11 protein-coding genes are annotated in these 15,518 nt (G+C 47.9%); 2 read left to right on the top strand and 9 right to left on the bottom strand.

The genetic code is table 11. The features are described from left to right. Positions 1 to 72 precede the first annotated feature (72 nt). From NC996_RS06700 to NC996_RS06680, 5 genes are all read right to left on the bottom strand, one after another. Complete coding sequence (locus NC996_RS06700) at positions 73 to 984, bottom strand: ABC transporter permease subunit (protein ID WP_190436357.1); 912 nt, start codon at positions 982 to 984, stop codon at positions 73 to 75. 127 nt (positions 985 to 1,111) lie between these two features. After that, a complete protein-coding gene (locus NC996_RS06695; RefSeq protein ID WP_190689477.1) occupies positions 1,112 to 2,440 on the bottom strand; it encodes an ABC transporter substrate-binding protein in 1,329 nt (442 codons plus the stop codon). Positions 2,441 to 3,029: 589 nt separating this feature from the next. Then, positions 3,030 to 5,684: a response regulator gene (locus NC996_RS06690; protein ID WP_190689475.1), complete on the bottom strand. Its 2,655-nt coding sequence runs from the start codon at positions 5,682 to 5,684 to the stop codon at positions 3,030 to 3,032. Between the two features lie 204 nt (positions 5,685 to 5,888). Further along, a complete protein-coding gene (locus tag NC996_RS06685; RefSeq protein ID WP_190411433.1) occupies positions 5,889 to 6,350 on the bottom strand; it encodes a response regulator in 462 nt (153 codons plus the stop codon). 70 nt (positions 6,351 to 6,420) lie between these two features. Continuing rightward, on the bottom strand, positions 6,421 to 9,786 hold the full coding sequence (locus tag NC996_RS06680; protein WP_190689473.1) for a PAS domain S-box protein: 3,366 nt from the start codon (positions 9,784 to 9,786) through the stop codon (positions 6,421 to 6,423). 420 nt (positions 9,787 to 10,206) lie between these two features. Here NC996_RS06680 and NC996_RS06675 point away from each other — a divergent pair, with 420 nt between their 5' ends. Next, positions 10,207 to 10,392 (top strand): DUF4089 domain-containing protein, encoded by a 186-nt coding sequence (locus NC996_RS06675; protein ID WP_190411431.1) that lies wholly within the window; start codon positions 10,207 to 10,209, stop codon positions 10,390 to 10,392. Continuing rightward, positions 10,389 to 11,789 (top strand): AtzE family amidohydrolase, encoded by a 1,401-nt coding sequence (locus NC996_RS06670; protein WP_190689471.1) that lies wholly within the window; start codon positions 10,389 to 10,391, stop codon positions 11,787 to 11,789. The genes NC996_RS06675 and NC996_RS06670 overlap by 4 nt, the downstream gene beginning before the upstream one ends. 320 nt (positions 11,790 to 12,109) lie before the next feature. Here the strand turns inward: NC996_RS06670 and NC996_RS06665 are convergent, their stop codons facing one another. The 4 genes from NC996_RS06665 to NC996_RS06650 all read right to left on the bottom strand — a co-directional run bounded on the left by NC996_RS06665 (position 12,110) and on the right by NC996_RS06650 (position 15,377). Continuing rightward, complete coding sequence (locus NC996_RS06665; RefSeq protein WP_190411487.1) at positions 12,110 to 12,298, bottom strand: hypothetical protein; 189 nt, start codon at positions 12,296 to 12,298, stop codon at positions 12,110 to 12,112. Between the two features lie 193 nt (positions 12,299 to 12,491). Next, positions 12,492 to 13,877, bottom strand: a complete 1,386-nt coding sequence (locus NC996_RS06660; RefSeq protein ID WP_348259979.1) for an aminotransferase class V-fold PLP-dependent enzyme — start codon at positions 13,875 to 13,877, stop codon at positions 12,492 to 12,494. Between the two features lie 199 nt (positions 13,878 to 14,076). Continuing rightward, positions 14,077 to 14,706: a class I SAM-dependent methyltransferase gene (locus NC996_RS06655; RefSeq protein WP_190532765.1), complete on the bottom strand. Its 630-nt coding sequence runs from the start codon at positions 14,704 to 14,706 to the stop codon at positions 14,077 to 14,079. Between the two features lie 149 nt (positions 14,707 to 14,855). After that, positions 14,856 to 15,377 (bottom strand): hypothetical protein, encoded by a 522-nt coding sequence (locus NC996_RS06650; RefSeq protein WP_190689468.1) that lies wholly within the window; start codon positions 15,375 to 15,377, stop codon positions 14,856 to 14,858. Positions 15,378 to 15,518: the final 141 nt, after the last annotated feature.

The raw sequence follows: 15,518 nt of genomic DNA, 5'->3' as shown, positions 1-15,518 counted from the left end.
TTTCCAGGAAAACTTTTTGCCCTTGGTTGGGCTTGGAGCGGTTGGGCGTTCTTGGGGAATGACAGTCATAACTTAAGCGGCTCCTGAAGTTTTGGCACGAGAGCGACTGAGCAAGAAACTAGCGATCGCTACCGCTACAATCAGCAACGTAAAGGTCACTACCACCAGCGCCGCACCATAACCAAAGTCTAAGTAGCGCATCACGGTGGAGTAGATGTACAGCGAGACCACTTCCGTCGAACCTCCAGGCCCGCCACCTGTCATCACCGCAATCAAGTCGAAAATCCCGAAAGATTGGGCAAATCGAAATAGCAGTGCAATTAAGATTTGCGGCATCAGCAACGGTAGCGTAATTCTAGTGAAGTTTTGCCAAGGAGTTGCTCCATCAATCGAATGGGCTTCGTAGAGGTCAGGCGAAATCGACTGCAACCCAGCCAAGAGCAGAATGCTGATAAACGGCGTGGTTTTCCAAACATCGGCAAAAATCACCGCCATCAATGCCAGCGTTGGATCTCCCAGCCAGTTAATCCCACCTTCTATGAGACCGACTCGTCTGAGGATGTCGTTGACAACGCCAAACTGGTCGTTAAAAATCCAACCCCAGGCAAGACCGATCAGAGCAGTCGGTAATGCCCACGGTAAGATAGCTGTCGTTCGCACCAAGCTTCTTCCCCGAAATTTCTGAGTCAGAACCAGAGCGATTCCCAGCCCTAGTAATAGCTCGATAATGACGGCTGAGGTAGTGAAGACTGTTGTTGTCCAGAAACTCTGCCAGAAACGACCATCCCCCGCCATCCGCCCGTAATTATCCAGACCCACGAAGACAGGTTGCAACTCGGTTCCTAGGTTCTTCGTAAACAAACTCAACCAGAATGCCCGGACAATCGGGTAGCCATAGACCAATAACAGGACAAGCAAGGCAGGCAGTAGTAAGATCCAGCCCGTGCGTTGTTCCCGACCTCGGATTGTATTCAGGTTCATCATGAAGTCAAAGGTAAAAATTCAAAAGACTAACTCTTAAACAAGTAAAAAGTCCAAGGTGAAAAGGCAAAAGAAACCGCAAATGATGCAATTGTTTTGATTGACTTTTGCCTTTTACAGGGTTGCCTGGTTATGCCGACGGTTTCGCTTGACCCGCGTTGAGGAGTCGGCGCGTTTCATTGGCGGCAGATTGCATTGCTTTTTCCGGACTCGTTCGGTTGGTGAGTGCGGCACTGAGGTAGCGTTGCAAAATATCAGAGGCTTGGGCATATTGTGCAATCGGCGGACGTAAGACGGCTTTTTGCACCACCTCTAAAATCTGCGGGTAGTGGGGGTATTTAGCGACAATCTGTGGGTCTGTAAATAATGCCCGTCGGCTGGGCAGATAGCCCTCTTTCAATATGAATTGCCGCTGTGTTTCTTCACTGGTAAAGTATTGAATCGCTTTCCAGGCTTCCTCTGGATGTCGAGAGGATTTAGAAATTCCAAAACCCCACCCGCCTAGGCAAGCCGCCCCACTTTGACCGGCGGCGTGAACCATCGGTTTAATCCCGATTTTTCCCTTGATGGGCGAAGTCTCTTCATTCGCTAAAGGCCAGACATAAGGCCAACTTCTTAAAAACGCTGCCTGACCGTTCTGGAAGAAGCGTCGGGTATCTTCTTCGTGGTAGGTTGTCACCCCAGGCGGGGCAATACCCTCCTGAACGGTGCTACGCAAAAACTCGATGGCTCTTAAGGATTCCGGTCGATCTAACCCAACTTCTAACGTGTCGGGATTCACCCAGAAGCCACCAGCGCCTTCGAGAACCTCCATAAACATTGCCACCGCTCCTTCGTATTGGCGACCTTGCCAGAGGTAGCCCCATGTTACCTTTCCTGTCTTCTGCAAGGTTTTGGAAGCTGCCATCAAATCTTGAAAAGTTTCTGGTGGCTGCAATCCGGCTTCTGCTAGCAAGTCTTTCCGGTAGTAGAGCATCCCCGCATCAGAACGAATTGGCAGTCGGTACAGCTTGCCTTCGTAACGTCCCCCTTCGACATCATTGGGTGAAAATGCTGCCAATTCGTCTTGGGAAATCCGGTTGCTGAGGTCTAGCAGCCAACCCGCCGCCGCAAATTTTGGCGTCCAGATGATATCCATGACCACCAGGTCATAAGGAGATTCTCCCAAGATGAAAGCAGAGGTATAGAGGTCTTCAACCAAGTTTGTAGCGTTAGGACCTTCAACGATGTTGATGCGAATGCCTGGATTCTCTGCCTCGAAGTCTTTGATCATCCGCTGCAAGGGTGGGGCATCTGGGGCAGGCAGCAACAGGTTGAGCGTGACTGGCTGCTGAGCCATCACGAACCAGCTAAACAATACGATGCCCAAGAAAAGAAGAATAGATATCCCAAAGCGACGCAAAGAGCGGAGGTTTGGTAGGAATTTTCGCAGTTTGTTTACCGATTGGCGATATAACATTGTCGCTTTATCAAGCAAAGGTTTAATAGTTGATTGGGAAACAAATAAAGACAATTAAATTTTCTCAACCGGCTTATTTGATGGCTAGCTTACTCACTTTGCTTAAAATTGCTTAATACTCTGATAAGAAGCCCGAAAAAAATAGCTCGTGCTACAGACATTTCAGCTTGTCATCAATGCAGATGATTCCTTTGAAAAAGGCAAAGTTTGCAGAAACGTATCCTAGGCTGAACTGAGATCGTCTCTGGTTCTGCTAGGAGTACAAACTGTTTATTTCCGATAGATAAAAATGCTTTGATATCAGTAAATTAATTTCTTATTAATGAGAGATCAACCTTCCAAAGAGATAGCAAGCTATAAACAAAAAACTTTCCTGGGGGGTTTGAGTTGCAAACCTAAAAGTGGTAAAATCCTCGTTAATATAAGATTAAGTTTTATTAAATTTAAAAAAAGTTTGATTAACCTTGGAAGGGTTAAGACTCGCGATCGCTACGAAAAACTCTAAGGTTAAGACTAGCGATCGCTGCGAAAAACTACCCAATTGTACAAACCACAATTTCTATTGATATTCATCTATTAGAATTAGCAGTTATCGATTTGAAGTGCTTGCCGCCAGCTTTGCAACCACATTCGCCAATTCATCTGGCTCAACTGGCTTCGCCAAATGCATCTGAAAGCCTGCCGAGAGAGCCTGCGTGCGGTCTTCTTCCCTCGCATAGGCAGTCAGCGCGATCGCCGGAGTCTCTCCTCCTTGGCTGGCATCCAGTTTCCGCACTTTCCCAAGCAAAGAATAGCCATCCTCGTCGGGCATCCCAATGTCACTCACCAGAACATCCGGTCTGACTTGAGGGATTCGCTCAAATGCTTCTTGTGCCGATGCCGCTGCGATCGCTTCAGCGCCATATTGTTCTAGCATGAAGGTCAGAAATTCCCGCGTGTCAGTATCATCGTCCACAACCAGTACTCGCACGCCATCGAGTAAAGCGCTGCCGACGGAGGATTCAGAACCCAATAAAACATCTTCTTCCATTGTTAGTTTTTTCGCCTCACTCTTGATAAGTGGCAATATTACTGTGAAAGTTGCTCCCTGTCCTTCGCCCGGACTTTCTGCGTAGACAGTCCCACCGTGCAGTTCTACTAAATGATGCACGATTGCCAAACCGAGTCCCAGTCCACCGTGCTTCCGAGTCGTTGAGCCATCTGCTTGTCGGAAGTAATCAAAGACATGGGGCAAAAAGTCAGCACGGATGCCCTTCCCGGTGTCGAGGACTTGAATTTGGGCATAGTTGCGATAAGTCCTGAGTCCTTCATTTGTCATGAGTTCGCGTTCGTTGGCGAATGACTTTTGACCGCTGACCATTGACAGTCTTATCTCAACACGACCGCCTTCCGGCGTAAACTTAATCGCGTTTGAGAGCAAATTCCAAACAACTTGTTGTATGCGGCTGGAATCGCCCGAAACCAGCCCTACAGATGGATCGAGGAAAGACTGAAGCTGAATCGATTTCGCGTCAGCCGCCAGACGCACCGTGTCGATAGCTGCCTCAAGGGTAGAGACTAGGTTGATTGGGGAGATATTTAGACCGACTTTTCCGCGGATGATCCGCGAGACATCCAGCAAATCATCAATGAGCTGTGTCTGCAATTTAGCATTGCGCTCGATGGTTTCAATCGCACGAGCAGTGGTAGCTTGGTCAAACTTTCGGGTGCGGAGTAGTTGCGTCCAACCGAGGATTGGGTTGAGCGGCGATCGCAACTCGTGAGAAAGTATCGCCAAGAACTCATCTTTCATGCGATTCGCTTGCTGAGATTCTTGGTAAAGCTGTGCATTGTCAATCGCCGCCGATGCCATCTGAGCCATTTGTACCAGGATGGCTTCATCCTCTTCGGTGAATTCCCCGTCGTATTTGTCGGAAAGCTGAATTAAACCGATATTTTTTCCATTCCGACCAATCAGCGGTACAGCCAGCCAACCCCGCATGGGTGGGTGCTGGTCAGCCGCCTTCCCAAAACCTCGCCAAGCTGGATGTGCTTCTAGTTCGGCTTGCGTCATCCGCATCGGGCGCTTCATGCTACAGACCAGTGCATAGATGCCAGAACCATCGGTTGTTTCACTGTAATCTCGCCACTGCGCGTACTTATCTGACAGAGAAACTGAGTTAATCGCCTGTTCCCAGTTCTCGCCTACCGTGATGCTAGTGACTGACTGATGTGTCCCGATGATTTCGCGGGACTGTGCGGTAATCAGCGATAGCATTTCGTCGAGAGATAGGGTTGAGTTGATGGAAACGGATGCCTCTGCGAGGCGTTGCAAACGGCTGGTATATTGCCGTTGACGGGTTAACATTTGGGCGCGTTCTAATGCGATCGCTACCTGATCGCAAACAACCTTCATCAATTCAATTTCATCCGTCTCGAAACGGATGCGGTTGCGGGTGCCAAAAGAAAGGGTTCCCATGAGCTGACCGTGGGCGAGTAACGGGTGACAAGTATAAGCTGTCATTCCCAGCGATCGCGCCATTTCTATTTTCGGGTCTGTGGATTGCTGAACGTTCTCTGCGACGAAGTGGTGACGCTCTAAAGCGACACGTCCACACACAGTTTCACCCAAATCCAACCACTCTCTTTCTTGGGAAACTTGCTCGGAAACTCCACCACAACAGTTTAAACGCAGAAGTTGTTTTTCCCGATCGACCAAGTAGTTGAAATAAACTTCAAGCCCCAGATGAGAAGAAAGTTCTTGAAATAGGTTTTCGATCAGTTCTTGCGGTCGATCGTTCAACAGTAACTTGCTTGCCGTTTCAGAGAGAAGCTTGAGCCGCTCGTGGCTTTTGTGTAGGTCTTGTTCGGCAGCTTTGCGATCGCTGCGTTCCTGGCTTTCTCGCAAAGCTCGCATGACTGATGGCACCAGTCGCTCTAGCCGTTGCTTCACCACGTAGTCTGTGGCACCGTTTTTCAGAGTGTCAATCGCCAATTCCTCCCCAATCGTCGCCGAGACAAAAATAAATGGCACGTCGCAACAAAGGGAGCGAGCGATTTTCAGCGCTGAGATGCCATCAAACGACGGCAGCGAGTAATCTGAGAGAATCAAGTCAAAAGAGTCTGTTTCTAGTGCTGTAACAAAGTCAGTGCGCGTCTCTACTTGCACCAACTCGCAGTCAATCCCACCATTGCTTAAATTCGCATAGATGAGTTCTGTATCTAGCAGACTGTCTTCGAGTAGGAGGATACGCAGTACTTTCACTGGACTCAAACCTTTTTTTGATTATTCAGCGCAACCGTGGAAATCAACATTACTGCTTAAAGCTGAAAACGAAAGTTTTGATTTTGAGTGATTAGATTTTTTTTTGATTCCAAATTTAAAACTCATAACTTAAAAATTTTTCGTTTATAATCCCTTGTTTTCATGAATAAACTCCATCATGAATGCTTAATTTCTTCTACCTGCTTAGACAGTACAGGCAATGGGTAAAGAACCAGGTGGTGGCTGATTGACGATTGCCCAAAAAAGCCCGATTTCCTTGATGGCGTTCACAAATTCATGAAAATCAACTGGCTTCACAACATAAGCATTCACCCCTAAATCGTAACTCCTAATCAGATCTTGCTCTTCCCGTGAAGAAGTCAGCATGACGATTGGGATTACTTTCATCGTAGGGTCAGACTTCAACTGTGCTAGCACTTCCAGCCCATCCACTTTGGGTAATTTTAGATCTAGCAGTACCACGACCGGATTCCCTTCAATCCGCAGCTTAAAAATCCCCCGTCGATAGAGATAATCTAGCGCTTCTTCCCCGTCGCGCACGACCACCACTTCATTCGCTAGATGGTTTTCCTCTAGCGCTGCGAGTGTTAACTCAACATCGTTGGGACTATCTTCAACTAGCAAAATTCGTTTCAATTCTTTCATTCATCCCCCTGTATCAATTAAAAATTAAAAAATTTATTCTTCTTAATTTTTAATTTTGCATTTTTAATTTTCATGTTTTTCCTGCCAATTTTGGCAATGAGAAGTAGAAAGTTGCTCCACCCTCTACCGCACCCTCTGCCCAGGTTCGACCGCCATGACGATGGATAATTCGCTGGACGTTCGCCAATCCAATGCCAGTCCCCTCGAACTCTTGTTGGCTGTGCAGGCGCTGAAATACGCCAAAAAGTTTGTGTACGTACTGCATATCGAATCCTACGCCATTATCACGAATAAAAAAGACAACCTCAGACTCATTGTCAGTGCTGCCAATTTCTATTTCGGCATGGGTGCGTGTCTGCGTGTACTTAATAGCATTCGCCATCAGATTCTGGAGTACCAGCCGTAACATGGAAGGGTCGCCTTGGACTTCAGGTAAGTTTTCAAGTTGCCAAGTTACCGCCCGGTTATTGATTTCCGGCTCTAGATCGCGTTGGACTTCTCGAACCAGCCGATCCATATTAATCGATGCATAGCGCATCTCAGTGCGCCCCATGCGGGAAAAGGCGAGCAGTTCATCGACGAGAACTCCGGCTTGTTTAGTGGTCTGGGCAATCGTTTTGAGATAACGCAGACTGGTTTCATCGAGGGTTGTTGATCCTAGCCGTTTTAGGAGCAAGTCCACGAAACCGCTAATATGGCGAAGTGGTGCCCGCAAGTCATGGGAAACCGAGTAGGAGAAAGATTCAAGTTCTTTATTAGCAGCTTCTAGTTGAGCAGTCCGTTCTTGGACCCGTTTTTCTAACTTTTCATTGAGTTGTCGAATCGATGCTTCAGCTTCTTTGCGATCGCTAATATCGATACACGAGCCGATATAACCCAGAAAAATGCCCTCTGGCGTAAATCGGGGAATCCCAATATCTAGAAGCCATCGGTACTCCCCATCAAAGCGTCTGAGGCGATATTCCATTTTTAAATCTTGACGAGCATCAAACGCATTTACATAAGTGTCTAAACAAAATTGGAGATCGTCAGGATGAACTCCTTCCATCCAACCGTTGCCCATCTCTTGTTCCGTTGTCCGTCCGGTAAAGTTCAGCCAGGGTTTATTGAAGTAGTAACAGAGCTTGTCTAAACCAGACATCCAAATCAAGACGGGAGCCGTATCTGCCATTAAGCGAAAGCGTTCTTCACTTTCGCTTAAGGCGGCTTCAGCGTGCTTGCGATCGCTAATATTGCGGAAGTATAGCGATAGTCCTCCGGTTTCCGTAGGGTAAGCGCGGACGACAAACCAAGCGTCGAATGGTGGGTAATAGTCTTCCAGTTCCAGAGGCACTTGCTCAGCAATTACCCGCCGGTACATCTGATCGAAGCGGGTGTTGACAACTTCTGGCAACTCTTCCCAGAAGTTCTTGCCCAGAAGTTCTTCCGGGGAACGACCCAAAGTTCTGGCTCCCTCGCGGTTGACGTAGGTGAAACGCCACTCGCGGTCGAAGGCGAGAAAGCCGTCGGTGATGCTTTCGAGAATATTGGAGACTTGCTCTCTAGCGGCTTCTGCTTCCGCACGGGCAATTTGCTCCAAGGATAAAAGCACAGCGCGTTCTGCCTCTACTTGTTTGCGATCGCTAATATCCAGTACGAAAGCTACACCCTCTTGTTGGGAGTCGTTGAGCAAGGCAATCCCCAGAACGATCGGCACTCGCTTGCCGTCCCGTTGGACGTACTCTTTCTCGTAAATATTGGAAACTCCCGTTGCTAGAACCTCTGCGATCGCTCGCTCATCTACGTGTTGGTACTCTGGGGGCGTTAGGTTTTTCCAACTGATTTTTCCCAATTCGGTAAATTCTTCGCGGGTGTAGCCAACCAAGCGGAGGTAAGCGTCATTGGCTTCAGTGATGAAACCATCCAAATTCCAGAAGGCAATGCCGCTCAGGTTAGAGTCGAACAGTCTACGGAAGCGTTCTTCCGAGCGACGCAGCGCTTCCTCAGCCGCTTTGCGATCGCTGATATCGCTAACTAAGCCGACAAATCCTTCAACTTGCCCAAGACTGTCAAACTGGGGAATGTAAGTGGCACTGATGTAGCGGGTATCACCATCTTTATAGGGGAGTTTGGTTTCGTAAGTAACTTGTTTTCCTGACAAGACTGTCTCAATATACGGACGAGTCGCTTCATAAGCGGCTTCGCCCAGAACCTCCCGAACTTGCTTTCCATTCACTTGCGTGCCAGAATCCCCGAACCATTCTTCATAGGCTTTGTTGTGAAAGCAATAGCGCTGTTCTGAATTGATATAGGCAATCAGGACTGGCAAGGCATTTGTAATCAGGCGGAGTTCATTTTCTTTTTTTTCCAGCGTCTCCTGCGCTTGCTTGCGCTCGGTGATGTCCCGGTAATAAATGCTCAGCCCGTCTTCGGAAGGATAAGCATGGATCTCTAACCAGATGCTTAACGGCTCGTAGAACACCTCGAAATGGACAGCCACCTGCTCGGTAATTGCCCGTCGATATTCTCGCTCAACTTTCGTCCCTACTGACCAAGGCCATTGCTCCCAGTGAGTTTTTCCAACGATTTCCTCCAGCTTTTGCCCGTTGAGCCTCGCTGTTTCATGGTTTACATAGGTGATCCGCCACTGGCGATCCAAAGCGACAAACGCATCAGTGATGCTCTCTAGGACGTTCGTAACGCGACGGGTGGACTCCTGTAGCACCAACTCTGCTTGCTTGCGATCGCTGACATCGGTAATCATGGCAAGCGTGCCGAGGAATTCCCCCATGTCGCTGAAAATTGGACTGGTACATACAATTGCCCAGAGATCCGAGCCGTCTTTGCGGCGGAACTGCAAGTCATATTGAGCGGTGACGTCTGGGTTGGGTTGTAGTATTTTTTGCAGTGCTTCCTGGCGCGACGCTTCATCCACAAAGTCGAAAATGGATCGTTCCAGGATTTCTTCCACCCTGTATCCCAGCATTTGCGCCATTCGCTGGTTGACGTAGTCTGTCCGTCCTTGGGTATCGATTGTCCAGATGCCTTCGTTGGCAGTATCGATGAGGCGACGATAGCGCTTCTCACTTGCTTGTAGCTTCAGCAGACTCGTCTCTAGCCGCTGTTTTGCAGTGTGTAGTTCTGAGTTCAGCGAGCTGATCAGGAACGTCACAAGAATAAATACACCCAGTCGCACTACAAGGCTCGTGCTGGCGACGTTTAAAGAATAGAGCGGCCCTAAGAAGAGGAAATTGGTAACTAAAGCCGATAAAATTGCAGCTAGCAGCCCCGGAACCATGCCACCATACCAGGCACTAATCGACACTGCTGCATAAAAGAAGGGGAAAATGAGCGGTCCCATCAGTGGCTGTAACAGGAGTGTCAGTAGCAGAGCTACCACCACACTCAATACAACCACGCCATAGCTCAAGAGTTGGGAGCGTGTTACTTTCAGCATGAACCTTTCAAGATCGAAATCCAAAGCGCACCTTCATCAAGGCTTTTTTAACCCTAAGGTAGATGACAATTTTTTGGCATTCACCTTATGGATTATTTATTGAGTTGTTAGGTTTCGCAATGATTAGCAGCGATCGCACTCAAAATCGCAACTCGCCACTTTTTCCCGGTATCTTTAGGTTTTAGTGTCTAAATTCACGCGAATCTCGTTCATTCAATGCGATCGCTCTAGAAATTTATTCATAAAATTTAAATTAAACTCAGTTGATAAAAACGACATGAAAACAAAAAAATACTTGGCGCATAGAGTTCGCATCTGAATAAACTTATGCAAACCCTCCGCGAAAGTTAGTATGCTTTCATCGAACTAATCGGGGATCTGCCCAAGTAATCCGCACCATTAGCCATTCTCTTTTCCGCAATGACCACTGACGACATCGCTGAAGAATATGTCAATTTGATGGCAAAATTAATTGATTTGCCACTGGCTCCAGAACACCATCCAGGTGTGGTGGAGAATCTGAGTAAAATTGCTGCGATCGCGCAACTCGTCAACGAGTTTCCTCTGCCCGATGAAATCGAAGCCGCACCCGTGTTTCAACCATGAGCCAAGCCTATCCTGACGCTACTCAAATTGCCTATGCCGTGCGGAATTCTGAAGTTTCAGCAAAAGCCGTCGTTGCTGCTACCTTGGCGAGAATTGCCGACCAGAATCAGACGCTGAACTGTTTTACAGCTGTTACGGCTGAGACGGCAATTGCAGACGCCGAAACCATCGATCGCGCGATCGCTCAAGGCGACGATCCGGGTGTTTTAGCAGGGGTACCTTTCGCCGTTAAAAATCTCTTCGATATCGCGGGTTTAACCACCCTCGCAGGCGCAAAAATTAACGCCGAAAATCCTCCAGCGATCCAAGACGCCACCGCCGTCGCCAAACTCAAACAAGCAGGTGCCGTCCTAGTCGGGGCGCTGAATATGGATGAGTACGCTTACGGCTTTGTCACTGAAAACAGCCATTACGGTACATCAGCAAACCCCCACGATCTGACTCGCGTTACCGGAGGTTCTTCTGGAGGTTCTGCGGCTGCTGTGGCATCTGGGTTAGTGCCGCTGACGCTGGGTTCGGATACGAACGGCTCGATCCGCGTTCCTGCGGCATTTTGCGGAGTTTTCGGCTTCAAGCCGACTTATGGGCGTTTGTCCAGAGCAGGCGCGGGATTGTTTTCGAGTAGCTTCGATCATATTGGGCCGTTTGCCCGTTCTGTACGCGACCTAGCTGCCGTTTTTGATGTCTTGCAAGGGGCTGATGCCAGAGATCCGGTTTGTACAACTCGCCCCCCAGAACCGTGCTTACCGCACCTCAAACGCAGCATTGAGGGGTTGCGAATTGCGGTGGCGGATGTTTATTTTGCCCAAGGTGCAGAACCAGAAGCGTTGGAAGCGGTTGCTAATGTCGCGCGGGCGTTAGGCGTGCAAGAAACTGTCACCATCCCGGAACCCCATCGGGCAAGGGCGGCGGCGTATGTGATTACGGCGAGTGAAGGGTCGAATCTGCATTTAGCTTCCTTGCGATCGCGTCCTCAAGATTTCGATCCGGCAACCCGCGATCGCTTTCTAGCGGGTGCCCTCATTCCAGCAAGCTGGTACATTCAGGCGCAAAGATTTCGGCAATGGTACCGCGATCGCGTTCGGGAAATCTTCAGCGAGGTTGATATCATTCTCGCCCCAACCACTCCCTGCATTGCCCCTCCGATTGGACAAGAAAAAATGGCGATTGCTGGCGAGGAGGTGCTAGTCCGTCCCCACCTAGGACTCTTCACGCAACCCCTATCTTTTATTGGTTTGCCGGTTCTCTCTGTCCCCATTCATCGCCCCGATGCCATGCCTTTAGGCGTGCAAATCATCGCCGCACCTTACAACGAGACGCTGATTCTCCGGGTGGCGGCGGTACTGGAGGCACAGGGTATTATTTCAGCGCCGATTGCTAATAGCGATCGCGCTTAACCCGATACATCTCCTTATCGAGATTCAGTTTTTAGAAATCCCATCCCTGATAACGTCGGGGTACGGGGCTTTCTGATCTATCGTTGCCCAAAAGTTAAAGGGTATCCCAAGAAAAAACCTCGGTTGTGTATGCCGAGGTTAATGTCTAGAGAAGAGATATCCGGTTTAGGAAAGTGTTTTAGCCGTGTTGAGCTTTTTCAAACCCCCGATCTTGCTATGGGTGTCAATCGCTCTAACAACCACTCTGTAACACTTCCAGAATTCTTTAATTTTTGAAGTTTCTGCAACAGTAAAGCCATTACACCTTCGTAGGGAGCGGTTTATGTGCGATCGCTTGGATTGGCTGCTACTGCTTTCTTCGGTTTCTTGCCTGCTTTTAGCTCTTGTTTTTCGTCGAAATGCATCTCTAGTGGTTCGCCGACATACACATCAGCCTCCATAAAGAAGCTGTCGGCAGTCATACACTCATCGAGGGTTAGGGTATTCCCTTCTTTATTGGTGTATCGCATGAATGTGTAACCTCGTGTGAACCTATGTAAACTAATATAACATCTTTTTTAATTATCTTGACATAATTTCAATTTCATAATAAAAATCATGCTTTGGGAGGAGCATCCTGATGCATGCGAATTTAGTCCCACCGCCTCAAGCTTGGGGATATGTGCGTATTCAGTCCGCCTAGTCGCCCTGACATTTTTGCTGTCATGGGGCACACTTCAGGGAATTGATTAATTGTGCAAGACACAATAGGTCATTTTCCGGTAAAGATTCAGACACCGGCAGGTAAAGCACATGCTGGATCAGCCGTTGTGCATTCTCCGCTGCTTCAGTCGCTGGTTTGTCACCTGACGAAGCGTTATCTATATCTATATCTATATCTATATCTATATCTATAAAGGTCAAACTGGTATTTCCTTGAGTGGCGTCAAAACCATGCTCTCTAAGCTTTTCCATCACCGATGGGGGATTTGAAACCAGTATGGGAACAACCCAAAACGAGTTGTACTCAGTTTGGCTTCCGGGGCAAGGAATTTCGGGTTTGAGAAGAGACAGAAATTTGCGGGCATTTTTTGACCGCCTTTCAAACCATTGGGTATCGCAGGTTCTTAATCTCCGCCTCAAAAGAACCAGCATCCGAGTCGGAGGACGATACCTAATTTTTGCCAGAATATCTCCTTGAGAAAACCCCCGTGTCATTGAGTTGATCGCGGAGTCGAGATTCTTTCCCAAGTATTTAAGAAAAACCAGTAGAGGGTAATATATCCAAGGAATCGAAAAAAGCTTTAAGCAAAAATACTTAAGGATACGTTTAAAAAACCAAGGCTCGCTCTTGGAGGGATATTGTTGCTCGATCTCTCTCATTTGTTGAGCAAGCGATCGCTCTCGAATGATAGCGATCGCTCCCCCAAGCGCGGTACAGGACTTGATCGGGCCAAAACTAAATAAACTTACATCCGCATCCTGATAACCGTGATATTTGTCACCAGCAAAAGCTTGGGCACAATCCTCTACTAAGAAAATCTGGTATTTCTTGCACAGTTCGGCATAAGGCTTTAGATCGATAATCGAGCCGAATAAATGTGCCACAATCAAAACTTTACTTTTTTCCGAAATCAGAGATTCCAGTAAATTGAGATCGGGTGCAAGCGTATCTAAAGAAATATCAACGGGTATCGGCACTAACCCGTGCCGTTTCACCACTTCAACCATATCCCGAATATTGACACTACTCATCAAGACTTCCGATCCAGCAGGAAGGTTTAATGACTGTAGCAGCAGGTCGAGAGCTGTTCTGACTGAAAGCGTAACTAGAACCTTGCTACACTCATCAATTTCTTCGTCCCATCTACGCTTAAATCCAGGCTTAGGGAGAATTTTGACGCGATCGTATTGTGTTTCTAAAAGTTCTCGCCCCAGCCAATCAAGTTGAATTTCTCGGATAATTTGCTCTCTGTTTGGGAAGTAAAGAAAGGAAAAAAGACTTGCTATAAGGTCGGCAAAGCTAATATGCAGACGCAATCTAGGATAAACTTTCAACCTTGTTACAGGCGACTTTAAGCTCGACGCTAACGATAAGTTGGTTGTCACATCTTTCACCAGTCGCATTACCCGCCCGGAGCTTAATTCCTGGCTAACAGAATCAAGTCTTCTAAGAGAAGACTGCCTAAGAATTTTAGTTTATTTCAATGGACTTGAGCGATGAGCCTTGAACTTGAGTTTAAGGCGGACTTGGGGCTACACAAAGAGCGCACTCCAAGCACTTCAATTACTTTCCCAAACAATCCTGCTACTTGGTCGCGACACCGGCGATTTGAGGGCTAACAATGGGGAAATCGATCTCAAACTTTTCGTAATTGAGGCGGTCAAAACCAGCGTTTTCCAATGCTACCCAAGTTTCTCGATCTGGGTTGCAACCATCGGCAAGAAATTTCCACACTGGACGCACTCCCTCCTGTACCCGTCGCAAGAAAGTGTCTTGGGGTGCGGCGACGTGTTCGAGAAACAAGAAGCGCCCGCCGGGTTTGAGGACTCGCAAGATTTCATGGAAAGTTGCTGTTAAATCCGGCACCGAACACAAGACAAGGGTACTAACAACCGCATCGATACTGTTATCTTCAGCTTCCAGTCGTTGGGCGCTAATACTGCGGATATCGGGATTGTTTAAGCCATTTCGTTCGGCTTCTTTTCGCAGATAAGGATGCATATACGGGTTCGGCTCGATGCCAATCCAGCGAATGTCTTTGGGATAATAAGGGAAGTTAGCACCCGTTCCGGGGCCAATTTCCAACACGTCGCCGTGCAAGTCAGAAAATAGATCGCGCTTGCGATCGCTTACCAGTTTTTCATATCCAGCGTTGCCTTTGGATAGCAACCACGCAAATAAGCGCTTATTCCAGCAACAGGGACAGCTTTGCATTTGTAACTCCATAGAAATTTCTTATTATCTACTAGCTGCTGACCGAGTGCTGAGTGGCTGTGCTGGGCGGCTATAAAAATACCCTAGGGGCATGGCAATACCATATCCCTAGGGAACACGAACTTTATACGTTATTTAAGCCCGATTCCTTATTCAATCGTCAACTTAAATGTATATCTGGAATTGGTCAGCTTATAAGGCTGTGCAACCACAACCCGATAATCGCCTGTTGACGTTGCCTCGAAATAAATATTTTGTGGGTGTTCCATCACTTCTCCGTTAGGCCAAACGAAGGTGAAGCCAGACAGTCCTTCGTCGTTGTTATCGGCACCTACGCGATCGCCTTCCCAGGTTATTTCTGTAATAATTGTTTGACCTTTCCGTGCCCTGAAAGTATAGATGTCTTTTTTGCCTAGGGGCACCGCTCCCTTAATCGTAGTAGAGCTTCTCCCCCGTGCAAACTGTACGCGCCGATTGACGCCGGTTTGGGGTTGGGCGGCTATTTGGAGGGTAGTATTGCCTACGTTAGTCTTAGAAACATGAATACCGGAAGCGTTGTTAGTGAGTGCTGTCGCCCATGCTTGGGAGTTCAACAATACAAATGCGCCTGCACCGAGTAGCGCCAGCGTTGAAACATATTTGTAATTAAATTTACGAAGACCGAATGCCATGTGTTAACCTTCCTTTGAACTGAAGACGAGTTGTCGGCATCTGCACTTAGCACCCTTCAACTGCCTGCTTTTTGGTTCTTCAAATCGACGAAAAGCATTTCCAGAAATCAGGCAAAACCAAGGCTCGTTAGGGTTACAGAG

The organism is Trichocoleus sp. ST-U2 (assembly GCF_039961875.1).
GTDB lineage: Bacteria > Cyanobacteriota > Cyanobacteriia > Cyanobacteriales > FACHB-T130 > FACHB-T130.
Note: the sequence above shows the minus strand (reverse complement) of the source record. Positions and strands in the feature narration are given on the sequence as shown.